Origin of the sequence: Arthrobacter sp. AZCC_0090 (assembly GCF_014207375.1) — a bacterium.
GTDB lineage: Bacteria > Actinomycetota > Actinomycetes > Actinomycetales > Micrococcaceae > Arthrobacter.
This window is the reverse complement of the sequence record NZ_JACHEE010000015.1, coordinates 1-20919: the sequence shown is the minus strand read 5'-3', so window position 1 is coordinate 20919 and position 20919 is coordinate 1. Positions and strand designations below refer to the sequence as shown.

The following is a 20919-nucleotide window of genomic DNA, read 5'->3' as shown; positions in this document are numbered from 1 at the left end:
TTCGAGCCCAGGATCCGCCTCGGGTGGGGGACCCTTTAGCTGTCCCTCAATGCTACCCGCGGGTAGGTACCTGTGCTAGGGGAGGTTTGCGATGGGAATTCCACGGGCAGTTCGACCTTGCCTGCCTGGTGAACCAATTGATCCCACGCGAAATTGATGCCGTGGACCAGGCCACCCAGCACGTTCTTCACGGCGAACCAGGCGAGGCTCGCCGCTCCAACCAGCGCAAGAGTGGCCATGGCGGCCACTGCAATGAACGCTGCTAGGACCAGGCCTAAGACCAGTGTTCCGCCGAAGACGTAGGTGCTGGTGTCCAAAGTCGTAAGGTCGAACTGCATTGGGTCCCCTCCGCAACGCTGCCAAAGCCGACGTCGGAATGTCGAAGTCGTTGGAAACGACACTAGGGCCGGCATCGTCGGTCCAGCCAGCAACAACACCGGCCTCCGCGCGTGTTGATACGCGATCGAAACCCTACCGGTAGGTAGATCACGGAAGGGTTGCGGCGCACCCTGCGTTAACCTTATACGGGGCAGTTTTCGGGATTTCCGCTGCCAGAAGGTTCCGCGGCAGCTGAAGGAGAGTAAGTGTCCCGCTCAGCAATGTCCTCAGCCGACGCCATCAGTGCACGGCTCAGGGACCTCGAACTTCTTACCAAAGGCCCCGCATGGGCCCTCACACGCTCGGCTCCTTGGGTCATCGCGGTGCTCCAGGCGTCCTTCACGCGCACAAGGCCGCAGCTTCCGCTCGAAGAGTTCCACGCCGACGTCGACGCCTTCCTTGAGCAGCTCCGCAGGCAGGATCCCGGGCTGGGCGGCCAGGCGAGCGGCAAGGCCTTTGCCGACGAGTGGACCCGCAAGCAGTTCCTGACCCGTCGCAGCCAGTCCGGCCAGATCGTCTACGAAATCACCGAGGCTGCCGCACGCGTCCTGGCTTTCCTCGATAGCCTCTCCAGCGAACGCTCAACCCTCAACGGTTCCCGGCTCGGAACGCTGCTGGGCGACGTCGAAAAGCTCGCCAACGAGACGAACCCGGATCAAAGCGCCCGTTTGGAATCCCTTGAAGAGGAGATCCAAGAGCGGCAGCAGCTGATCGAAGACATCAGCTCGGGCGACTTCGACGGTCTCTTGGACGATGAAGAGGCTGTTGAAGCGGCTGGAAACATCCTGGACCTGGCCGCGAGCCTGCCCGCGGACTATAAGAAAATGCGCGACCGCATCGAAGAACTGGTGGGCGAGCTCCGCAACCAGATCATCGAGGAGTCCCTCAGCAAGGGTGCCACCATGGCGCAGGTCCTCGAGGCGGACAAACGCTTGCGGCAGAGCCCCGAAGGCCGCACGTTCCGCTCCTTCACGGCGTTCCTCGAAGATCCGCAGCAACAGTTGCGCTTCCGTTCGGCGATCGGTGACGTGTTGAGCCGCCAGTTCGCCGACGACCTCAGCCACGAGGACCGTGAAACACTCAAGAACCTGGTAGCGGAACTGCGAACGCAGCACAGCCAGATCCAACGCATCTACGGCCGGCTTTCGGAGAGCCTCAACAACTACATCCAAAGCGACGATATCCGCCAGTCCGTGCGGCTGCGGCAGGTCCTGCGCGAAGCCGAACAGGCGATCCGCTCCATGCCCTACGAACGCGACCGTCCCGGCCTGGTCCGCGGCCCGGTGTTGTTCAACGCGGGGTTCGAATCACTCGCCATGGTCAAGCTCTTCGACCCAGACGAGTTCGCAGCGCCTCCCAAGCTCGCCGACCCCATCGCCTTCAGCGATTCGGACCGCGTCCGCTCGCTGCGCTCGGCGAAGGCGAGGCCCGACGTCGTTCGCTCCGCCATGGCGGGCGCTGCCACCCTGGCGGAGGCCTGGACCAACCTCCCGGAAGATGAACGGCATATCAACACCGTCCGGGCCCTCCTGTCGGAAGCGCTGCACGGTGGCGCGGCATTCGACCGGGCCGCCTGGGAAAACATCGACTTCGAACAAATCGATGGCAGCACACGCACCGCGTACCTGCCGCTCGTGACGCTGACTAAGGATTCCGATGACTGACGCCCACCCCACCGAGCATGCCCCCTCTTCGGAGCAAGGAGTGGACATAACGCAACATGTCCGGTCCGAGGCTTCGCAGGATGGACATGCCCCCTCTACGGCGGAATCCGGCAAGGTACATGCTCCCTGGGTGGGGGCGACGGATGGACATGTCCACTCTGATCCGTTCCGAGTCACGCCGCGCGACACGTTCGTCGACGGCGCGGCGCTGTTCCCCGGCGATACCGGCGTGCTGCCCATGAAGGTCCGCCAGGCCCTCGTCCGGCTACTCAAAGGACCATATGTCGACGGCGGACGCGACGAAAAGCTCTGGACCACCCTCCTGGACAACCAAGTGATTCTCCGCAGCAGGCTTTCCGAGCTTTTCCTGAACCTGCAGCTGGATCACGAACGGAAAATCGCCGTGCTCCGGCCTGTTGATCCGGAAGCCATCGGAGGCAGCGCTCGCTCAAGCATCCTGCGCCAACAGCGCGCGTTGAGCCGGGTGGAAACCATTGTGCTTCTGCGCCTGAGGCTCCTCCTCGACCGGCACGTCACGGCCCAGACCGACCCCGTCATCACGCGCGAAGAAATCGCCGAACTCGTGGCGCACTACCAGCCATCCGGCCAGCAAGACGCCCTCCGCGACACCGACGTCGTGAACCGCACGGTCACGAAGCTCCTGGCCCGCCAACTCCTCCTGGCCACCGGCATCGAGGACACCTTCGCGATCTCCAAGGCTCTCCCACTAGCCCTCCCGTTCGAAAATATCGGCGACATCCCAGCCCAAATCGAAGCACTGATCGCAGTAGCATCCGACGAATCAGGGACAGAACCCCTCATCGAACTAACAGGATCGGACGACGACCCCAACTCCAACGACGCTGACTCCGACTCCGAGGAAGACGACGACCCGGTGACTGACCGCGGCGACGACGGGGACATGCGGCAGCATGCGTCTAAGCGAGGAACGAGCGAGCATGCCGAGCATGTGTCCGGTGGCGTCGCGACAGGTGACCACAGCTCCGATGGGGTTTCGCTCGAGAGTGAGGCAGCCAAGTGACTATCGCAACCATGCTTCCGATCGGCGAACTCACGAACCCGGGCCAGATGCGCCTTGCCTTGGTCCAGGTGGTCAACTGGGGCACGTTCCATGGCGCCCACACGATGCACGTGGACCGCAACGGCACGCTGCTGACAGGCAATTCGGGCGTCGGCAAGTCGACGTTGTTCGATGCCATGCTGCGTGTCTTCGATGCCCGTCCGCGCTCCAACGAGGCTGCCGCGCAGCGGGCTGGCGGGGCTGTGGAGGACAAGAGGACCACGTTCACGTACATGCGTGGAAAAGTGGGCGACAAGGCCGTGGGCGAGGGCTCGGCGAGTGCCTTCCAGCGACCGGGTGCCACCTGGTCCGCCGTCGCTCTGACGTTCGACAACGCGGCCGGCACCAAGATCACTATCTCGGCGCTTTTTGACCTGCCTAAGAACGGCACGGAGTCCAGCGTCGGCCGGTTCTACGTGATTGACAACAAGCCTCTGGATCTCGGAGCGATCGAGGGCATCGCGGAGAAGCGCTTCACCAAGGGCGCGCTGGAGACCATCTTCCCGGATGCCCAGATCTTCGATGTCCACAAGGCCTTTGCGGAGCGTTTCCGCCGGCTTCTTGGCATCAACTCGGACCAGGCGCTTCCGCTTTTGCGTGTGATCCAGGCCGGTAAGGGGCTTGGCGGCAGCGTCAACACGTTCTTCCGCGACCAGGTGCTCGACGCCCCCGCGACGCTCACTGCTGCGGACGACGTCGTCGAGGAATTCAGCAACCTCATGTCCATCAGGCAGCGGCTGGAGGACGTCCGCCAGCAGCGCGATCAGCTCGCTCCCGTCCCCGGGATGAACAAGGAATATGCCCAGTCGTTGCTGGAGGCCAACCGGCTCCGGGAGCTCAGCGGCGAGGAGTTCGACGCATACAAGCAGCAGCTCTCGGTCACGGTCCATGCCAAGACCTTGGCCCGCTTCAAGGACCTTGTCCAGGCGAAAGCCAAGGAGCTCAGCGCTGAGCGAGGCGTCCGCGACGCACTCGCCAAGGAACTTCGCCAGCTCGAATCGGATTACAACAACCAGGGCGGGAACGCGATTTCGGCGATCGAGCAGTCGCTCGAAAATGCCCGGGTCGGCCTCAAGCTCCGCCAACAGGTCGAGGAAGCGGCCCGCCAAGCATTGGCCGACGCCGGACTCAACCTTGAGTGGACAGCTGAGGGTTGGGAGCAGGCCCATGAGCAGGCCGCGAGCCGCTCCGCCGAACTCAAGGACGATTCCGAAGCGCTCAGGGAACTCCGGTTCGAAGCGTTCGACGGCCACGCCACCAAGAAACGTGAACTCGCGGCAGCCCAACAGGAGCTCGTCTCGCTGAAGACGCGCAAGTCCCTGCTGCCGCCGTCGAGCATTGAAAACCGCGCCGCGATCGCCGCAGCCACCGGCGTTCCCGAGGATCGCATGCCCTTTGGAGGCGAGCTGATAGACCTCGCCGAGGGGGAGGAACAGTGGCGGCCCGCGGCCGAGCGCGCCCTGCGGAACCTGGCCACGACGCTGTTGGTTCCGGGCGAGCATTTCGCCGCGGTCACGCGCTACCTGAACGACAACACGGTGCGCGGCGCGCTGCGGGCCGTGGACGTTTCCAAACCGCTCGCGGGGGGCGCTTTGGCTGTGGAGGACGTGTCCGACGGCGATTTGCTGACGAAGTTGAACATCCTCACCTTGGGTGCCAATGAGAACGCCGGACAGTGGATCCGCGAGCGGATCGCCCTCGATTTCGCTTTCCCGTGTGTCGAAGACCCGGACGAGCTCGCCAAGCTGGACAAAGGCCTGAGCCTGGGCGGAGTGGTCAAGCGCAACAGGCACACCGTGGAGAAGGATGACCGCTTCACGAGCCGCCAGGACTACGTTCTCGGTTTCGACAATGCTTCCAAGCTGGAGCTCGTGGCCGCGAAAGTCGGCGAGCTCGAAAACGAGCTTCTGAAGGCCGCCGAACTCGCCCAAAACCGCGAGGATTCCCACCAAGGCATGACGCGCCAGCTCGAAGCGTTGCGCCGCATCGCCGACGACGAACGTGGCTGGGATCAGGTCTCTGCAGCAGTGGCGGCCGAGGAGCTGGCGAAGATCGAACAGCGGCTCAAGGATGCCTTGTCAGCGCAGGCCGACCTGGAACCTTTGCGTGCAAACATCGAGGCCGTACGCGAAAAGCACCAGTCCTCCACAGGGTCGGCGGCGGTTTTGCAGAGCGAATACAAGACACTCGACCACCAGATGACCACGGCTGACACACTCCTTGATGCCGCACGCAACCGCCTGGACCAGGCGCCGCCGTCGGGCGCTACCGTTGCTGCCCTCGAACCGTACTTCAGCGCATTCGGCGAGGTGAGGGAGCTTCACGAACTCGACACCCTGGCTGCCGAAGTCCGTAGCAAGCTCCTGGCGGAACTGCACGCCGCCGAGTCGCGGGGGCAGGCGTTGGCCGAGCGGCTGACGCGCATGTTCGAAGGATTCGTGCGCGAATGGGGCACCGCCATTTCCGCGGACCACGGCACCTCGATCGGCGCCGCGGGGGAGTTCGAGTCCCGCTATCACCAGATCGTCAGCGAAGGGTTGCCTGCGCAGGAAGCCGAATTCAGGCAGTTCTTCAACCAGCGCACGCACGAATCGTTCAGCACGCTGTTGCACTTGCTCGACGAGGAACGCCGCGCCATCACCAGCCGGATCCTGCCCCTCAACGGCATCCTGTCCGAGGTCAATTTCCACGAGGGAAGCTTCCTGGAACTCGACATCAAGCAGACGCTGCCCGCCACGGCGAAGCAGTTCAAGGACGCCATCCAGAACGCGTTGAAGACGCGCCACTCGCGGCCGTCGCGTTCGGGTGCCGGTGCCTTCACCGAGGCGGACGACGACGTCGAGCTCACCAACCGCTACAAGTCGCTCGAAACGCTGGTCAAGCGTCTCGGATCGCAGGCCCCCGAGGACCGGCGGTGGCGAGCCGAGGTGCTGGATGTCCGCGGGCATCTCTTCATCCAATGCAAGGAGCACCGCTCCGTCCAAGGCCCACGGGGTGGCAAGAAGACCGAGGTGTACATGCACGCGGACACCGGCTCGATGTCCGGTGGTGAGCGGCAGCGCTTCACGGCGTTCATCATGGCCGCGGCCCTGAGTTACCAATTGGGCATCGCCGAGCAGGGTTTCACGACCTACGGAACGGTCATGATGGACGAGGCATTCGTCCTGGCCTCGGAGGAGTTCGCCGGCGCGGGCATCAAGGCGCTGCACGAGTTCGGCTTCCAGCTGTTGCTTGCCGCGCCCGAGAACGTGATCGACCTTTCCCGGCACCTCGGTTCCGTTACCGAAATCCTGCGCGACAAGCGGACCAACCGCTCCGGCGTGCTTACCGCTCCGGTGATCGGAGGCCCGGGCGTGCCGGGTGCATGGCGTTCCGAGGCCAACCCCGTGGACATCGTGCTCCGCTAGCCCAGACGCTCGCTCACTTTTGGCCGGTTTCCGCCGGACGCTCGCTCACTAGTCGTGAGCGAGCGTCCGGGGTTTTGCCCTCATAGGTGAGTGAGCGTCCGGGGGTTCACCAACGCGAGGCAATTACGCAAAGTAAACGTTTCGTAATTCTCCAAAGGGTAGGCTAGCCTTACTTAGGTTTGCGTCACTTACCTAAGGAGTCCCGTGGCTTCCCTCCCCTCACGCCGTACCCTGCTAAAGACCACAGGTGCAGCGACCGCTGTCCTTGCCGCCGTCGCGCTGTCCCTCACCGGTTGCTCGACCGGATCGACCACCGCCAGTTCCGCAACGGCCCCGGCCCCAAGCAGTCAGTTCCCGGTCACCATCAAGAACGTCTTCGGTGAGACCACCATCAAGACGCAACCGCAGCGCGTGGTGACCGTCTCATGGGTCAACGACGACGTTGCCCTGGCTCTCGGCGTCGTGCCGGTCGGTGTTCCGAAGAACGCCTGGGGCAACAACGGCAAGGGTTCTACTCCTTGGAAGGACGCCGCGCTTGAGAAGCTGGGTGCCGGCTTCGGCACCGCGAAGGCGCCGGCACAGTTCTCCGAGGCAGACGGCATCAACTTCACGGAGATCGCCAAGCTCGCTCCGGACGCCATCCTTGCCGCCTATTCCGGCCTGACCGAAGCCGACTACAAGAAGCTCTCCGAAATTGCCCCGGTGGTGGCGCAACCCGAACTCGCGTACGGCACACCGTGGCAGGAGGCCACCACGATCATCGGCAAGGCCTTGGGCAAGAATTCAGAGGCGGCCGAGCTGGTCTCGGACACCGAGGCCACCATCAAGAGCAAGGTTTCCGCTTTCCCCCAACTCGCCGGCAAGACGTTCATCTACGGCAACCTCGAGCCTGCAAAGGGCGACGGCGTCAACGTCTACACAGCCAACGACAACCGGCCGCGTTTTCTTTCCGAAATCGGCATGAAGCTTGCTCCGGTGGTGGAGAACGCCAGCCAGGGCTCCAAGGAATTCTTCGTTCCCTGGTCCGCTGAAAAGGCCAACGAGCTCTCATCGGACGTCTTCGTGACCTGGGTTCCGGATTCCAAGACCACTGACCAGATCAAGAATGACCCCTTGCTGGGCCAGATCCCCGCCATCAAGAAGGGCGCCCTGGTTGCCGACTCTGACAACACCCTCACCCTGGCGATCTCCGCATCCTCGCCCCTAAGCCTGCCGTGGGCATTGGACACGTTCCTGCCGCAGCTGGCCAAAGGTGCCGACGCGGCCGCCAAGTAAGCGATGCGCCTGACATGACACAAAGTACGACGACGGTTGGCCCACCTTCCCCCGGCGGAACCACGCGCGAATTGGCAGCTCATGACCGTCAAAGCGCTCCCAAGGGGCATCACCTGCTAGTTCGCGGGAAAGGTGGGTGGTTGTTGGCTGCCGTCGTCGTGCTTGTGTTGGTCTGCGCCGCCTCGCTCACGATCGGTGCGAGGGGCATGTCCCTTGAAACCGTCTGGCAAGCCCTCACGCGGTTCAACCCGGACGACGGCAACCATGCCGTTGTTCACTCCCGCATTCCACGCACCGTCCTCGGCTTGGTGGCAGGGTCTGCCCTTGGCCTTGCTGGTGCTGCGATGCAGGGAGTCTCCCGCAACCCCCTGGCCGACCCCGGCATCATGGGCGTCAATGCGGGAGCGGCACTCGCGGTGGTCGCAGGAATCTACCTTTTCGGTATCTCGGGGGCGAGTGGCTACATTTGGTTCGCTTTCGTCGGTGCCGCGGCGGCCGCCGTCGTCGTCTATCTGATTGCGTCCATGGGGCGTGGCGGGGCGACGCCGGTGAAGCTCGCTTTGGCGGGAGCGGCCCTGAGCGCGGGGCTCTATTCGCTGATGAACGTCATTTTGGTTTCGAGCCAAGACACGCTGGACCGTTTCCGCTTCTGGCAGGTGGGTGGAATCGCCGGCAGCGACTGGTCCGTGGTGTTGACCGGGTTGCCGTTCCTGCTGCTTGGGGCGTTGATCGTCCTGGGTAGCGGCCGCATCCTGAACGGCCTGGCCCTCGGAGACGACGTTGCCCGTGGACTCGGCCAGAATGTGGTTCTGGCCAGGGGTGTCACCGCGCTCGGGATCGTGCTGCTCTGTGGCTCGGCCACGGCGTTGGCTGGTCCCATCGGTTTCGTCGGACTCGTGGTTCCGCACGCCGTGCGCTTCTTTACCGGCCCGGACTACCGCTGGATCCTGCCGTTCTCGATGGTTCTCGCGCCGGCGCTGTTGTTGGCTTCGGACGTGCTTGGCCGAGTCGTGATGCTTCCCAGCGAGGTCCCCGCGGGCATCATGACAGCCATTGTTGGTGCTCCCGTCTTCGTGTGGCTCGTCCGCCGGGGCAAAGGGGCCTCCCTATGAGCGCCGCCTCGCACAGGCTGAAGCGGACCGGACTCCTGGGCGCCGGCGTCGTGATTCTCTTTGCGGTGACCGTACTCCTGGGCAGCTATACCGTCACCATCCCCGATTTCTTCAGGATCCTCATGGCCCATCTGACGGACGGCGAGAAGATCCCAGGCGCAAGCTTCATCGTCATGGAAAACAAATTGCCGCGGGCTGTGTTGGGCATCCTGATCGGCGTGGCGTTCGGCCTCTCCGGCGGGCTCTTCCAGACCATGCTCCGCAACCCCCTCGCGAGCCCCGACGTCATCGGCATCAGCTACGGAGCCAGTGCCGCGGCGGTCTTGGCTATCGTCGTGTTCGGCGCGTCCGGCGCCGCTGTGTCGGCGGCTGCGCTGGCTGGAGCAATCGGCGTCGCGCTGCTCATTTACGCCATTTCGCGGGGTTCGGGCGGCCGCGGTTCGGGCGGGCAGGGCTCTGGCGGGCGCGGAAACGCGGCAAGCAACCGGCTCATCCTCGCCGGCGTAGGGATCGCCGCCGTGTTGGGGGCAGTGGTGAACTTCCTCATGACTAGGGCAGATATCCGGACAGCCTCCGAGGCCCTCATCTGGCTCAACGGTTCCTTGAATTCGGCCAACTGGGAGCGCGTGGGCATACTCCTCGCTTCCCTCGCAGTTCTCGTTCCCGCACTGGCCATCCTCGCCCGACCACTGCGCATGCTCGAACTGGGCGACGACGCCGCGGCCGGACTGGGGATCCGGGTCAACGCTGTGCGTTTCGGGCTGGTGATCACCGCCGTCGCGCTCGCAGCGGTTGCGACGGCGGCTGCCGGGCCGGTTGCCTTCGTTGCCTTCCTTGCGGGGCCGATTGCGCGGCGGTTTCTCGGGCGGCCCAGCCTTCCGGCGTCGTCGTTCATAGGCGCTTTGATTGTCCTCGCGGCCGACTATTTCGCGTACAACGTGGCCCCCTTGGTCCTGGGCGGCACCGTACTGCCGGTCGGCGTTATCACCGGGGCCCTTGGTGCTCCATTCCTGCTGTGGCTGCTGGTCACGTCCAACCGAAAGGAAGCCTGACATGGCACAACTGAGAGCACACGATTTGACGCTCCAATACGAGCAACGCCGCGTGGTTGAAGGACTCTCGACGGTGATTCCCGAAGGCAAAGTGACCATGATCGTCGGTGCCAACGCTTGCGGAAAGTCCACGCTGCTCCGAGGGCTGTCCAGGCTGTTGAAGCCGAGCGCCGGCGTCGTCACCTTGGATGGCAAGGACATCCACCGCCGTCCGGCCCGGGAACTCGCCCGCATCCTGGGCCTCTTGCCGCAGCACCCCCTTGCCCCGGATGGCATCACCGTCCGCGAACTCGTGGGCCGCGGACGCTATCCGCACCAAGGATTCTTCCGCACCGCTACGGAGGACGACGACGCCGCCGTGCAGCGCGCGCTCGAAACCACGGCAACGCTTGAGCTTGCTGAGTGGAACGTCGACGAATTGTCCGGTGGGCAACGCCAAAGAGTGTGGATCGCGATGGCCCTCGCCCAGGAAACGGAGGTCCTGCTCCTCGACGAGCCCACCACCTACCTTGACCTGGCACACCAAGTGGAGGTGCTGGATCTGGTGACCGACCTCAACCGTCGCCGCGGAACTACGGTGGCAATCGTGCTTCACGACCTCAATCTGGCGGCGCGCTACGCCGACCACGTCATCGCCATGAAGGCCGGGGGAATTGTTGCCGAGGGATCTGCGCAAGATGTTGTCACCGAGGATCTGGTCCGCGACGTTTTCGGTCTGGAGTCCCGAGTGGTTCCGGATCCGCTTTCCGGCACCCCGCTCGTTCTTCCGATCGGGCGGCACCACACCGTCTCTCCCTCAAACCGTGTCGAATTGGAGTTCGCCTCATGAACGCAAACGCAGTGCGGAACGCCATCACCGAGCCAATGACCCTCGCGTTCGACGTCACGGTCACCGCGGTGCAGGATTTGGGACCCAATTTCCGTCGCATCACTTTCGGGGGATATTGCTTGCGCGGGTTCGGCGTCTCAGGGAACACCTTGGACCTGCGCATCAAGCTCATGATTCCGTCGCTCGACGCGGACGGCCACCCGTTGCCGCTACCTGCCTTCAACATGGGCCACGCCGGTTGGTACCAGGAATGGTTGGCCATGGACCCCGCGGTGCGCGGTTCGATGCGGACCTACACAGTGCGGAACGAGAGGCTGGACGCCGTCTACCCGGAGATCGACGTCGACTTCGTGATGCATTTCGACGACGGCGGCGGGTCGGCGGGCGGTGGAGGCGCAGCTGGCGCGGCCGGGTCGCGCGAGTCCGGCAGGGCGCCGTCGTACAAGCGGGCCCCGCCTGCCCTCCGGTCGGGTGGTCCGGCAGCCAACTGGGCGCTTGCCGCGAAACCTGGAGATTCGATCACGATCATCGGCCCCAACAATCGGGCAGCCCATTGCATCACTGCCGAAATCTACTCGGGCATCGAGTGGCGTCCCGGCTTGGCACAGCGCGTCCTCCTTGCCGGAGACGAAACGGCCGTGCCGGCCATCAGTGCCATTCTGGAGTCTTTGCCTGCGGGCATCACAGGCCATGCCTTCCTCGAAGTGCCTGAGGCGGGCGACTTCCTGGACCTCGCCACCGAGGCCGACATCGAAATCACCTGGCTCGCGCGGGGTGCCGCGATTGGCCGCTCGCGGCCTCATGGCGAGTTTCTGAAGGAAGCCGTCCGGGGAGCGGTTCCCGTCCCCGGCTGGGTGGGCATCATCTCGCTGGACGGCGCCGCTGGTCCCGAACCGGAAGACGTCAATGTGGACCAGGACATCCTCTGGGAAACCCCGCTGCGCATGGACACGGCGGTCATCGAAACGAGCCGCAACCCGGGCCTTCCCGCCGGCGCACTGCCGTTTTACGCCTGGATCGCAGGCGAGGCCGGGGTCATCAAGGAGCTGCGCCGGTATCTTGTCAGGGATGTAGGAATCGACCGGAAGCAAGTGGCGTTCATGGGCTACTGGCGCAAGGGGAAGGCCGAACTCTAACCGGCCCCTGCGACGCTCGCTCACTTTTGTCGCACTCTTGTTCCGCCGGGCGGCCTCATAGGTGAGCGAGCGTTCGGCCAAAAGACGCCATAGGTGAGCGAGCGTCGAATTAACCTGGGCTTTGCCGGCGGGCAACCGGGCGGGGGTACGCTGGCGTCGTGGCTGGGAACGTGCTTCATGCTGACCAGAACGGACGACGGCGGTTTGTCGCCTTGGGCGATTCTTTCACCGAGGGCGTGGGGGACCGGAACGAGGCCCTACCGAACGGCGTCCGGGGCTGGGCCGACCGCGTAGCCGAGAAACTGGCCAAAGCTCAACCGGGCTGGGAGTATGCCAATCTTGCCGTCCGGAGCAAGCGCCTCCGCCATGTCGTTGAGGAACAGTTGGACCGGGCCTTGGCCATGGAACCCACGCTCATCACGCTTTACGCCGGCGGTAACGACATCCTGGATTTCGGCACCGACATGGACCAACTCATGGCCGAATACGAAAAGCTTGTAGCTCGGCTCGCAGCCACGGGAGCCACATTGGTCCTGTTCACGGGGTACGACGTCAAGGTTTCGGCCGTGCTGGAACCGTTCAAGAAGCGCAATGCCCTCTACAACGAACGGGTGCGCGAGCTCGCCGCCAAGCACGGCGCCGTGTTGGTGGACTATTGGTGCCTTGACGCCTATCACGACCGCAGGATGTGGGCCTCGGATCGGCTCCACATGTCCAAGGCCGGGCACAAATACATGGCGGCGCAGGTCCTGGACCACCTCGGCATCCCGCACAAGTTCTCACCCAAGGATTGGGAACCGCCGCAGCGGCTCAAGCTGCGCGATTGGGAACGTCGCCAGAGACGCTGGGTGAATGACTGGGTCCTGCCCCTGTTCGGCCGAAAGCTCCGCGGTGTCACGCTGGGAGACACGCTGAGCCCGCGCTGGCCGGAGCCCGTGAAGGTTCCGCGGAAGGCCGGGCTGCGAAAGCTCGCCGAACGCAAAGCCGCGGCAGCGGCCTCACGCCGAGCGGTCGCCGCCGCCCACCAAGCGGCCGCCGCCCACCAAGCGGCCGCCGGAAGCCAAGCGGCCGCCGGAAGCCACACCCAGAGCAACAACAAAAGCAACGCTCAAAACAACGGGGGGACATGTCCATGACTACGCATACGCCGCTGCGGTTCGTCGCCGTCGGGGATTCCTTCACGGAAGGGGTCGGCGACAACGACCTTCGCCTTCCCAACGATTGCCGCGGCTGGGCCGACCGCGTCGCCGAGGAGTTGGCCAGGCGCCAGCCGCACACCCACTACGCCAACCTGGCCCTTCGCGGCCGCCGGCTCAAGCAGATCGTGGCTGAACAACTTGAGCCCGCGCTCCACATGGCTCCCACGCTGGTCAGTTTCCACGCCGGCGGCAACGATCTCCTCGGTGCTCGGCTGGATATGCGCGCTGTGATCGGCGGATTCGAAGGAGCGGTTGCCCGTATCGCGGAGAGCGGCGCTCAAATCCTGCTTTTCACCGAGTACAACGTGCCGCTCTCACCGGTGTTGGAACCTCTCAAGCTGCGCACGGCCGTTTTCAACAAGCACGTCCGGCGCATCGCCGCCGCGTACGGAACGCTCCTGGTAGACCATTGGTGCTTCGAAAAGTACCAGGACCGCCGGATGTGGGCTCCGGACCGGCTGCACATGTCCAGAATCGGGCACGAATACATGGCTAAGAAGGTCTTGGAAGTGTTGGGGGCCGCACATTCGCTGGGCTCACCGGTCCTTGGGCCGTTGCAGCCGAGGACCCGCGCCGAGATAGTGGCCGACGACGCCGCGTGGCTCAGGCGCGATGTGGCGCCGTGGCTTTCGCGCCGTTTCAGGGGAGTTTCGAGCGGTGATCACCTGAGCGCCCGCTGGCCGGCCCTGATGCCGGTGGTCTTGCCGGAGCGCCTGGGAACGTCCCCTGAGCCGGCCCGGCTTTGAGGCGTCAGCGTCACGCCTGACAACTTTTTCGAGGTGGGCGGGCATCGAAGGCGCGAATTTCCGGGCTTCTCGCCGAGGTGAGGCACCAAAAATGTGCTCCCCGTGACGCCCCGGAACCGCAACCAGAGCCTGAACCGGTAGCAGACTAGTCCAGCAGGTTTTCGTACCCTGGCGAAGCCGTCGTGACTGAGAATTCGATGATCTCGAAGTCGGCCACCCCGTTGACGTAAAACGGATCCGTAGCGAGAGAAGCGTCCAGCGTTGCACGGTCAACGTTGGACAACAGCACACCGCCGACCGCCGGAACGCGACGTCCAGACGCAACGAAAGTGCCGGCGTCGAACGCTTCCTTGACCCAATCCATATGTGCGGGGCGGTGGAAGTCGACGATCTCGTCGGGAACTTTGTATGTCAGTGAAACGACGAACATGCCGCCCAGCCTACAACGCGGAGGGCGGCCACAACGGGCCGCCCTCCGAAACCGCAATGCCCTACGGCAGCAGCTTGACTGCAGAGTTCCAGTTGTAGTCGGGGTGGGCGTCGCTGATCTGGAGCGTCATGACGAGCAGTTGGAACGCTTCGAGCTCACGCGAGCGGCGCAGCGGCCCGACGTTCACCGGGCGTAGCCCGGCGCCTTTGACGAAGTCGACGACGGCGGAGCTCGCCTCGGCGTCGTCGCCCGCCACCAGCACGTCAAGGGTTTGGCCGTCCACTTCGCCGTCAGCGAGCGTGGCTGCAAACACGGTGTTGAACGCCTTGACGACGGATGCGCCAGGGACCAAGGCCTGGAGTTCTTCGGCGGCCGACGATCCGGCGGGAACAGTAAGGGAATCGAACGTCTCGAAGTTCACGGGGTTGGAGATGTCCACGATCGTCTTGCCGTTGAGCGCGGAACCATAGGACGAAAGGACGGCCTTGGAGGCCTCGAACGGAGTGGCCAGCACCACGATGCTGCCTTCCACCGGTGAGCCAGTGATGCCGGACGTTCCGTTGACCGATGCGGCCAGCGCTGCAGCGGAGCCGGCGTCGCGGCTGAGGACCTGGACGCTCTTGCCTGCGGTGGCGGCGCGGGCCGCAATCCCGGATGCCATGTTGCCAGTGCCGATGATGGTGATGTCAGCCATTGTTGTTCCTTTGCTTGAGTGCTCATGGTCCTGCGGATTGGTCCGCATTCACTTACTTGAAGCTTCAACTAAAACCATAATCGCATTAAGTTGAAGTGTCAAGCATTAATTTCCTTCTAAGATGAATCCATGACCGAACCGCGCTGGCTCAATGCCGACGAACGCCGTGCCTGGCTGGCCCTCCTGAGCATCAACACACTGCTGCCCGCAGCCCTGGACACCCAGCTGCAAGCGGCCGGCAAGTTGTCGCTGTTCGACTACAACGTGCTCGCCATGCTGTCCGAAGCGGACGGGCGGTTCCTTCCGATGAGTGAGCTCGCGGCCCGCACCAGCGCTTCCTTGTCGAGGTTGTCGCACGTAGTCACCAAGTTGCAGCGGCGTGGCTGGGTGGAACGCGAGGCGCACCCGGGCGACGCCCGCGTCACCGTGGCGCACCTGACGGACGCCGGCATGGACACCATCGTGTCCCTCGCCCCGGGGCATGTGGATGCCGTTCGCGCCTTGATGTTGGATGCCATGACCGACGACGACGTTGCGGACCTCGCACGGATCGGCGAGAAGATCGTGGCGCGCCTGGATGACGATCACTGGATCCTGCGCGAACGCTGAGCTTTGGCCCGCGCCGCGAGTGACGGTGCCCGCTCTCGAGTGACGGCCCGCCTTCGAGTGACGGCCGCCCTGCAATAATGAAAGACTGGCGCCATGGATTTTTCTGCCCGGTACGTGGCATTGGGAGACTCGTTCACCGAAGGACTTGGCGACGCCGACCCCTCGCGACCCAATGGAGTCAGGGGATGGGCGGACCTCGTTGCCCAGCAGCTAGCTCGAAGCAACGACAATTTCGGCTATGCCAACCTCGCGATTCGCGGCAAGAAGCTCCGGCAAGTCATGGCAGAACAGGTGGACGCCGCCGTCGCGCTTCAACCGACGCTGGTGACCCTATACGCCGGGGCGAACGACATTTTCCGCCCGAAGGTGGACATCGACAGGCTCATGGAGGACTACGAAGCCGGCATTGCGAAGCTCAGCGCCACCGGCGCCACGTTGCTTCTCTTTACGGGCTTCGACGCCCGCAGTTCAAAGGTGTTCGGCACTATGCGCGGACGCACCGCTATCTACAACGAATTGGTGCGCGAAATCGCCGAAGAGCATGGGGCGCTGCTGGTGGATTATTGGCGCTTCAGCGAATACCACGACTGGCACATGTGGGCGCAGGACCGGATGCACATGTCCACTGCTGGCCACATCAACATGGCCAACCGCGTCCTGGCCGTCCTGGAGCACGAAGGTTCCCTTGAGGTGCCGCCGCCTGTCACGCAACCTCAGCTTGCGCGGGTGGAAGCCTTGCGGGCCAACGCGCGTTGGGTCCGTGAACACGCCGCCCCTTGGGTCGTCCGACGCGTTACGGGCAAATCGTCCGGCGACGGCCTGAGCCCGAAGTACCCGCAGCTCACCCGGCCCTAACTGTTCTGAGCGGCAGGCTTCCGGAATCCCGGCGTGGCGAGCAGGCCGCCGTCGTTCTTCACAGCGAGCACCTCCACGTCCCAACGCGCGGTAGCCAGCGCGAGGGTCCGGGCGCCGCCGGCCATGATTGCTGTGGCCAGGACGTCGGCCGTGACGATGTCGGCTGACGCGACGGAAACCTGCAGGAATCCGGCGCCCTGCCCGCCCTGCAAGCCGGCTGACCAAATGTGGTGGCCGCGTTCGCTGGTTCCGGAGGTCGCCAGGGCGCGCTTGCCCGCGTTGACGAGACTGTACCCGCCGAGCGGAAACGAGGTCAGGAGCGTCGTCCGATCCGCTGGGTCGACAACCCCCGCCAGCCACGGCCGCGCACTGCTTGGCGTCGGCGAACCGTCCACCAAGACATCCCCACCCGCGTTGAGGCACCAATCCTTCAGGCCCAGCGCGAGCAACGACGTTCCGGCTTCCCGCATCGCATGTCCCTTGACAATCCCCGCCAAGTCCACGACGCCGTCTGGCCGTTCCGCTGTGAACGCGCCATCCGTGAGCGTGCGCCACTCGGAGGCCTCGACATACAGCCGGCGCATGTCCGCCGAGGCGTCCGTCAGTGCCAACTCACCCCGGGCCACCGCGCTCGCTTCCGAGTCGGGACGGTAGAGACTGAACGTACGATCCAGCCCGTTGAACAACTTCTCGACGACGGCGGTGGCTGCCTCGAGCTCGTCCACCGCGGCTTGGGGAGCCGTCGCCGGAGCGGCGGGGACGGCGAGGCTCACCACGGTGCCCATGCTCGTGAAGATGCGGGAACGAAGGCGCGGTTCCTTGTTGTCACTTTGCAGGGGTCCGCCAGGGCTAGAAATGGGCTGCATCGAGGGCTGCCTGGAGCGACGTCAAGTACGCATCGCTGGTTACGGTGGCACCGCCGATGGTCTGGACGTTCGCCGACTGTGCGCTCAAGACCTCGGAGCGGAGCAGGGGCGCCGCCCTATTGCTGATCTGGACCGATCGTTGTTCCTGGTCGGTCAGATGCAGGGCAGTAACATCCGTGATCACTCCGGCCTTAACGGTCACCTGGACCTGTACTGTTCCGAAGCGGGTCTCCACGGCTTGGCCGGCATAGGTGCCACCGGCCTTCGCTGATGCGCCTGCCTTAGCGCTCGCGCCGGTGCCCGAACTGGAACTGGAGCCTGAGCTGGAACTGGATCCGACTCCAGTTCCCGAGGACGATCCCGAAGCGCTGCTCCCGGTGGTGCCGTTCGTCGTCGAGCCCGTATCCGAGGCCGTCCCGCCGGCGGTTGCGGTCCCGCCCGTGCCGGTGCCGCCCGCGGCGGACGTCGTGACTCCCGACGCGTTGGAGTCCGCCACGTGCGCACCTGCCTGCCACCCGACCAAGAGGATCGCTGCCGACGCCAGCGCCGCTGATATTCCTGCTCTGAGTCTCACCAGTCGAACCTTTCGTAGTGGAGTTGTTCCTCCCGCACGCCTGCGCTTTTTGCCTCGGCCAGGACGTTGCGAGCCCAAGCGGAGGGGCCGCAGATGTAGACATCCGCTTCCGTGATATCCGGTACGAAATCCCGCAGCCGCGAGGCGCCAGCCGAGGCAGGCAGCCACGTGCCCTGAGGATTCGCGGAGCGCGGCCCGATGAGATGGAAGAGCGTGGCACCGCGCTTCCTGCACAGCTCCAGGATCTCGTCGCCAAGGAATAGCTCATCTGCGCTGCTGCCGCGCAGCAGGACGGTCGCCTGGCCGGGGGCAAAGGGAGTGGATTCCAGAAGCGCCCGGAGAGGCGTGATTCCGATTCCGGCCCCGATCATCACGACCCGTTCCCGGCTTCGGGCTGCAGTACTGAAGACTCCGTAGGGGCCTTCCATGCTCACTTTGGTTCCCGGTCTGAGCGAGGCCAACCGGGCCGAGCCCCTGCCCAGGTTCCGGACGGTGATGCGCAAGCTTCCTTGCTGTGGCAGGAGGCCCGACGACGGCCCGGCGGACTGTGTCACGACCTGCGGTTCCGCCGACAAACTGAACGGGTGTGCCTGCCACCACATGCCGGGTGCCAAGAAGCGCCACACGAAGAAACGCCCGCCGCTACCTGACAATTCGTTCAATCGCAGGCCGCTCATTTCGATACTGAAGACGCCCGGCGCAAGGCGCACCACGCGGCGTACGGTCAGCTGGTGACGGAATGTGGCCATCACGGGCTGGGCCACACGGAACCAAGCCAATGCCGATCCCGTGGCGATGCACAGGAACAGCCAGTACCAGCGTTGCCAGGTGCCCTCAGCGAACAGGCCGCCCACGCTGAATTGGTGCGGCAAAGCCGCAGCTACCGCCAGATAGGTGAGCAGATGGACGAAATACCAGAATTCGTAGGGAAAGCGGCGCCGTACAGCCACAAGCGAGGTGACCACCACGGCAATGAACAGTGCCATCGATACGAACGCCAGCCACATATCGGGTACCAGGACCCAAAGCGCAATGGCCTCACTGACGGGATCCAAACCCTCGGCCATCCCATAGCCGATCGCGAGGAGAAGTCCGTGTGCCAGTAGGAGATAAAGTGCGGGTTTCCCCAGCTTCCGATGGAATTTCAGCGCCCTGTCATGCCCGACTGCGCCATCCACGAAAGGCAATCGCGCCGCGAGCAGAAGCATGAGGAAGACCAGATCCATGCCGGCAAGCCCCACCAAGATCCCGACGGCGGTGACTGCTTGGGTGACATTCCCGACGGACGACACCCCGCCGTCGGCGAGCCACAAAGCCAACGCCGCCGCGAGGGAAGCCCACAGCGCGACGGTGAGCATGTCCGTCCTGAACATGCGTCGGCGATGCTGTGCGGCGAACCTTCCCATGGTGGGATTGCGCCGCGTGGGCGCTGGAGGCCGATCCGGGGGCGTGCTCACACGTTGGCCTGGGGAGGCGAGGAGTTGTGACTTCATAGCTCAAGATTGAACTCTCAACCTTTCGTTCTCCTGTGAAGGGACTGGCCGCTGCTTATGATTTGAGCGGGCCACATTGTGGAGTGGTCTTATACACCCGATTGGTCTTAATTTGCCCCAGCCCCTAGACTTATTAGGCGCTAGGTGGCGCGGAGCGTGTGCAATTGCTCCGGTTGGCGGCAACTGTTGGCAACAACGGGATATCCGCGGGCCGGTAGTTAGGGGCTCAAGTTGCGTGCATTCCAGTATTCGCCCAGTATTCCGGCCTGTTGTCCGGGACCCACTACCTTCGCCGCAGCGGTGATCATTGACTGATTTCAGTCGATGGATCCAGCCCCGCGGGAACTACCGAAAACGGTGTGGACTGGTTGCGGACGTCGCCTGTCGCACGGCACGCAGGAACTCTGCTGGCCGTTTCATTTTATTTTTAGGAGAGTCGTCATGGCAGCAAACTGCCAGGTGACCGGAGCCGAGCCGGGCTTTGGACACAGCATTTCGCACTCGCACCGTCGCAACAAGCGGCGGTTCGATCCCAACATTCAGAAGAAGCGCTACTGGGTTCCGTCCCTGCGCCGTAATGTCACGCTGACCCTGTCGGCCAAGGGCATCAAGACCATCGACGTTCGCGGCATTGACGCAGTCGTCGCCGAAGTTCTGGCTCGTGGGGTGAAGCTCTAGTGGCAAAGGACAAGGACGTACGTCCGATCATCAAGCTGAAGTCGACTGCGGGAACCGGTTACACCTACGTAACCCGCAAGAACCGTCGTAACGACCCGGACCGTCTGGTCCTGAAGAAGTACGACCCCAAGATCCGCCAGCACGTCGAATTCCGAGAGGAGCGCTAAACATGGCTAAGAAGTCCAAGATTGCTCGCAACGAGCAGCGCAAGGTCATCGTTGAGCGTTACGCTGCCAAGCGTCTCGAACTGAAGAAGACCCTGGTTGACGCCAACGCGACTGACGAAGCACGCGAAGAGGCTCGCCTCGGTCTGCAGAAGCTGCCCCGCAACGCCTCCCCGATCCGTCTGCGTAACCGCGACATCATCGACGGCCGCCCGCGCGGTACCTTCCAGAAGTTCGGTATCTCCCGTGTTCGCTTCCGCGACATGGCTCACCGTGGTGAGCTTCCGGGCATCACCAAGTCTTCCTGGTAATCCAGAGCACTAGAAGGGTCGGCAACCGTTTGGTTGCTGGCCCTTCTTGCATTTAACCGTTGCTTCCGTTTAAGTGGTGCACCACACAATGCCGGACGACGACGCCGACGGCTTCTTTTTGCGCGTAACCGTCCGTTTCGCCGCGGATTGCCGCGGTTCTTGAGCCTCTGCACGTGAATTTGCGTGGGGTCTTGGTGGTGTGTAGAGTAGTTCGAGTCGCCGCCGCTGATGCGGAAAAATTGCGACAGACTCCCTTTCAAATGGAAACCAATTCTTGGTTCGCTTTTGTGTGTTCCGGTGCGGTTTCCGGGGGTCCCGGATGGTGTTTTGTCCGGCGTGGTTCCCGGGTTCGGGAGTTGTGCCGGG

General features: G+C 63.9%; 20 protein-coding genes and 1 pseudogene. 15 read left to right on the top strand and 6 right to left on the bottom strand.

The annotated features are described in order from the left end of the window. Positions 1 to 35: 35 nt before the first annotated feature. On the bottom strand, positions 36 to 338 hold the full coding sequence (locus HNP00_RS19915; RefSeq protein ID WP_184741454.1) for a hypothetical protein: 303 nt from the start codon (positions 336 to 338) through the stop codon (positions 36 to 38). A 246-nt stretch (positions 339 to 584) separates the two neighbouring features. Between HNP00_RS19915 and HNP00_RS19910 the strand changes: the two genes are divergently transcribed. The 10 genes and pseudogenes from HNP00_RS19910 to HNP00_RS19865 all read left to right on the top strand — a co-directional run bounded on the left by HNP00_RS19910 (position 585) and on the right by HNP00_RS19865 (position 13879). Further along, complete coding sequence (locus HNP00_RS19910) at positions 585 to 2042, top strand: DUF3375 family protein (RefSeq protein WP_184741453.1); 1458 nt, start codon at positions 585 to 587, stop codon at positions 2040 to 2042. 130 nt (positions 2043 to 2172) lie between these two features. Beyond that, positions 2173 to 3084: a DUF4194 domain-containing protein gene (locus tag HNP00_RS19905; RefSeq protein ID WP_311770633.1), complete on the top strand. Its 912-nt coding sequence runs from the start codon at positions 2173 to 2175 to the stop codon at positions 3082 to 3084. Further along, the gene (locus HNP00_RS19900; protein WP_184741451.1) at positions 3081 to 6530 is read left to right on the top strand and encodes an ATP-binding protein; all 3450 of its coding nucleotides are present in this window, start codon (positions 3081 to 3083) and stop codon (positions 6528 to 6530) included. The genes HNP00_RS19905 and HNP00_RS19900 overlap by 4 nt, the downstream gene beginning before the upstream one ends. Positions 6531 to 6734: 204 nt before the next feature. Then, on the top strand, positions 6735 to 7805 hold the full coding sequence (locus tag HNP00_RS19895) for an iron-siderophore ABC transporter substrate-binding protein (RefSeq protein ID WP_184741450.1): 1071 nt from the start codon (positions 6735 to 6737) through the stop codon (positions 7803 to 7805). Between the two features lie 14 nt (positions 7806 to 7819). After that, on the top strand, positions 7820 to 8917 hold the full coding sequence (locus HNP00_RS19890) for an iron ABC transporter permease (protein WP_184741449.1): 1098 nt from the start codon (positions 7820 to 7822) through the stop codon (positions 8915 to 8917). Next, complete coding sequence (locus HNP00_RS19885; RefSeq protein ID WP_184741448.1) at positions 8914 to 9969, top strand: iron chelate uptake ABC transporter family permease subunit; 1056 nt, start codon at positions 8914 to 8916, stop codon at positions 9967 to 9969. The genes HNP00_RS19890 and HNP00_RS19885 overlap by 4 nt, the downstream gene beginning before the upstream one ends. A 1-nt stretch (position 9970) precedes the next feature. Continuing rightward, a complete protein-coding gene (locus tag HNP00_RS19880; protein ID WP_184741447.1) occupies positions 9971 to 10798 on the top strand; it encodes an ABC transporter ATP-binding protein in 828 nt (275 codons plus the stop codon). Continuing rightward, complete coding sequence (locus tag HNP00_RS19875; protein WP_260405080.1) at positions 10795 to 11934, top strand: siderophore-interacting protein; 1140 nt, start codon at positions 10795 to 10797, stop codon at positions 11932 to 11934. Before HNP00_RS19880 ends, HNP00_RS19875 begins: the two co-directional genes overlap by 4 nt. A 170-nt stretch (positions 11935 to 12104) precedes the next feature. Then, a pseudogene (locus HNP00_RS19870) lies at positions 12105 to 12911 on the top strand (SGNH/GDSL hydrolase family protein); the annotation flags it as partial. A gap of 149 nt (positions 12912 to 13060) precedes the next feature. After that, positions 13061 to 13879: an SGNH/GDSL hydrolase family protein gene (locus tag HNP00_RS19865; protein ID WP_184741446.1), complete on the top strand. Its 819-nt coding sequence runs from the start codon at positions 13061 to 13063 to the stop codon at positions 13877 to 13879. A gap of 145 nt (positions 13880 to 14024) precedes the next feature. Here the strand turns inward: HNP00_RS19865 and HNP00_RS19860 are convergent, their stop codons facing one another. Continuing rightward, positions 14025 to 14309, bottom strand: a complete 285-nt coding sequence (locus HNP00_RS19860; protein ID WP_184741445.1) for a YciI family protein — start codon at positions 14307 to 14309, stop codon at positions 14025 to 14027. Between the two features lie 61 nt (positions 14310 to 14370). Beyond that, positions 14371 to 15003 (bottom strand): NADPH-dependent F420 reductase, encoded by a 633-nt coding sequence (locus HNP00_RS19855; RefSeq protein WP_184741444.1) that lies wholly within the window; start codon positions 15001 to 15003, stop codon positions 14371 to 14373. Between the two features lie 129 nt (positions 15004 to 15132). Between HNP00_RS19855 and HNP00_RS19850 the strand changes: the two genes are divergently transcribed. Both HNP00_RS19850 and HNP00_RS19845 read left to right on the top strand, forming a co-directional pair. Then, on the top strand, positions 15133 to 15612 hold the full coding sequence (locus HNP00_RS19850; RefSeq protein WP_184741443.1) for a MarR family winged helix-turn-helix transcriptional regulator: 480 nt from the start codon (positions 15133 to 15135) through the stop codon (positions 15610 to 15612). A 93-nt stretch (positions 15613 to 15705) separates the two neighbouring features. Then, positions 15706 to 16467, top strand: coding sequence for an SGNH/GDSL hydrolase family protein (locus tag HNP00_RS19845; RefSeq protein ID WP_184741442.1), 762 nt, complete (start codon positions 15706 to 15708; stop codon positions 16465 to 16467). On the opposite strand, the gene HNP00_RS19840 is transcribed toward HNP00_RS19845, so the two are convergent. From HNP00_RS19840 to HNP00_RS19830, 3 genes are read right to left on the bottom strand one after another with little or no spacing between them, the layout of a single operon-like run. After that, complete coding sequence (locus HNP00_RS19840; protein ID WP_311770625.1) at positions 16464 to 17333, bottom strand: FAD:protein FMN transferase; 870 nt, start codon at positions 17331 to 17333, stop codon at positions 16464 to 16466. The two genes, HNP00_RS19845 and HNP00_RS19840, sit on opposite strands and share 4 nt — an antisense overlap. Beyond that, positions 17317 to 17907: an FMN-binding protein gene (locus HNP00_RS19835; protein WP_184741441.1), complete on the bottom strand. Its 591-nt coding sequence runs from the start codon at positions 17905 to 17907 to the stop codon at positions 17317 to 17319. Before HNP00_RS19835 ends, HNP00_RS19840 begins: the two co-directional genes overlap by 17 nt. Then, on the bottom strand, positions 17904 to 19280 hold the full coding sequence (locus HNP00_RS19830) for a ferredoxin reductase family protein (RefSeq protein WP_260405079.1): 1377 nt from the start codon (positions 19278 to 19280) through the stop codon (positions 17904 to 17906). The genes HNP00_RS19835 and HNP00_RS19830 overlap by 4 nt, the downstream gene beginning before the upstream one ends. A gap of 561 nt (positions 19281 to 19841) precedes the next feature. On the opposite strand from HNP00_RS19830, the gene rpmB reads away from it, so the two are divergent. From rpmB to rpsN, 3 genes are read left to right on the top strand one after another with little or no spacing between them, the layout of a single operon-like run. Next, positions 19842 to 20078 (top strand): 50S ribosomal protein L28, encoded by a 237-nt coding sequence (rpmB, locus tag HNP00_RS19825; protein WP_078107326.1) that lies wholly within the window; start codon positions 19842 to 19844, stop codon positions 20076 to 20078. Continuing rightward, positions 20078 to 20245, top strand: coding sequence for a 50S ribosomal protein L33 (gene rpmG / locus HNP00_RS19820; RefSeq protein WP_003798558.1), 168 nt, complete (start codon positions 20078 to 20080; stop codon positions 20243 to 20245). The genes rpmB and rpmG overlap by 1 nt, the downstream gene beginning before the upstream one ends. Before the next feature lie 2 nt (positions 20246 to 20247). Then, on the top strand, positions 20248 to 20553 hold the full coding sequence (gene rpsN, locus HNP00_RS19815; protein ID WP_028267656.1) for a 30S ribosomal protein S14: 306 nt from the start codon (positions 20248 to 20250) through the stop codon (positions 20551 to 20553). Positions 20554 to 20919 lie beyond the last annotated feature (366 nt).

Bases quoted from the DNA above. Each gene is read 5' to 3' on its own strand.
- HNP00_RS19915 (WP_184741454.1), bottom strand. From the start codon at position 338: ATGCAGTTCGACCTTACGACTTTGGACACCAGCACCTACGTCTTCGGC.
- HNP00_RS19890 (WP_184741449.1), top strand. From the start codon at position 7,820: ATGACACAAAGTACGACGACGGTTGGCCCACCTTCCCCCGGCGGAACC.
- HNP00_RS19885 (WP_184741448.1), top strand. From the start codon at position 8,914: ATGAGCGCCGCCTCGCACAGGCTGAAGCGGACCGGACTCCTGGGCGCC.
- HNP00_RS19880 (WP_184741447.1), top strand. From the start codon at position 9,971: ATGGCACAACTGAGAGCACACGATTTGACGCTCCAATACGAGCAACGC.
- HNP00_RS19875 (WP_260405080.1), top strand. From the start codon at position 10,795: ATGAACGCAAACGCAGTGCGGAACGCCATCACCGAGCCAATGACCCTC.
- HNP00_RS19865 (WP_184741446.1), top strand. From the start codon at position 13,061: ATGTCCATGACTACGCATACGCCGCTGCGGTTCGTCGCCGTCGGGGAT.
- HNP00_RS19860 (WP_184741445.1), bottom strand. From the start codon at position 14,309: ATGTTCGTCGTTTCACTGACATACAAAGTTCCCGACGAGATCGTCGAC.
- HNP00_RS19855 (WP_184741444.1), bottom strand. From the start codon at position 15,003: ATGGCTGACATCACCATCATCGGCACTGGCAACATGGCATCCGGGATT.
- HNP00_RS19850 (WP_184741443.1), top strand. From the start codon at position 15,133: ATGACCGAACCGCGCTGGCTCAATGCCGACGAACGCCGTGCCTGGCTG.
- HNP00_RS19845 (WP_184741442.1), top strand. From the start codon at position 15,706: ATGGATTTTTCTGCCCGGTACGTGGCATTGGGAGACTCGTTCACCGAA.
- HNP00_RS19840 (WP_311770625.1), bottom strand. From the start codon at position 17,333: ATGCAGCCCATTTCTAGCCCTGGCGGACCCCTGCAAAGTGACAACAAG.
- HNP00_RS19830 (WP_260405079.1), bottom strand. From the start codon at position 19,280: ATGTTCAGGACGGACATGCTCACCGTCGCGCTGTGGGCTTCCCTCGCG.
- rpmB (WP_078107326.1), top strand. From the start codon at position 19,842: ATGGCAGCAAACTGCCAGGTGACCGGAGCCGAGCCGGGCTTTGGACAC.
- rpsN (WP_028267656.1), top strand. From the start codon at position 20,248: ATGGCTAAGAAGTCCAAGATTGCTCGCAACGAGCAGCGCAAGGTCATC.